This window comes from Kitasatospora sp. NPDC034023, assembly GCF_055575795.1.
The window spans coordinates 1-1030 of sequence record NZ_JBVIRY010000121.1 but is presented as its reverse complement, the minus strand read 5'-3'; the positions used below and the strand labels follow the sequence as shown (position 1 = coordinate 1030).

The 1030-nt window shown below is 55.8% G+C and carries 1 rRNA gene; it reads right to left on the bottom strand.

Annotation, left to right across the window (positions count from 1 at the left end):
• Positions 1-2: 2 nt before the first annotated feature.
• Positions 3-1030 (bottom strand): 23S ribosomal RNA (locus tag ACZ52R_RS43550); the annotation flags it as partial.

The window sequence follows — 1030 nt, the reverse complement described above, 5'->3', positions numbered from 1 at the left end:
CTGAGGACAAGCCCTCGGCCTATTAGTACCGGTCAACTCCACCCCTCACAGGGCTTCCATATCCGGCCTATCAACCCAGTCGTCTACTGGGAGCCTTACCCTCTCAAGGAGGTGGGAGTGCTCATCTCGAAGCAGGCTTCCCGCTTAGATGCTTTCAGCGGTTATCCCTCCCGAACGTAGCCAACCAGCCATGCCCTTGGCAGGACAACTGGCACACCAGAGGTTCGTCCGTCCCGGTCCTCTCGTACTAGGGACAGCCCTTCTCAACACTCCTACGCGCACAGCGGATAGGGACCGAACTGTCTCACGACGTTCTAAACCCAGCTCGCGTACCGCTTTAATGGGCGAACAGCCCAACCCTTGGGACCTACTCCAGCCCCAGGATGCGACGAGCCGACATCGAGGTGCCAAACCATCCCGTCGATATGGACTCTTGGGGAAGATCAGCCTGTTATCCCCGGGGTACCTTTTATCCGTTGAGCGACGGCGCTTCCACAAGCCACCGCCGGATCACTAGTCCCTACTTTCGTACCTGCTCGACCCGTCAGTCTCACAGTCAAGCTCCCTTGTGCACTTACACTCAACACCTGATTGCCAACCAGGCTGAGGGAACCTTTGGGCGCCTCCGTTACTCTTTAGGAGGCAACCGCCCCAGTTAAACTACCCACCAGACACTGTCCCTGATCCGGATCACGGACCCAGGTTAGACATCCAGCACGACCAGAGTGGTATTTCAACGGCGACTCCACAACAACTGGCGTTGCTGCTTCAAAGTCTCCCACCTATCCTACACAAGCCGAACCGAACACCAATATCAAGCTATAGTAAAGGTCCCGGGGTCTTTCCGTCCTGCTGCGCGAAACGAGCATCTTTACTCGTAATGCAATTTCACCGGGCCTATGGTTGAGACAGTCGAGAAGTCGTTACGCCATTCGTGCAGGTCGGAACTTACCCGACAAGGAATTTCGCTACCTTAGGATGGTTATAGTTACCACCGCCGTTTACTGGCGCTTAAGTTCTCAGCTTCGCC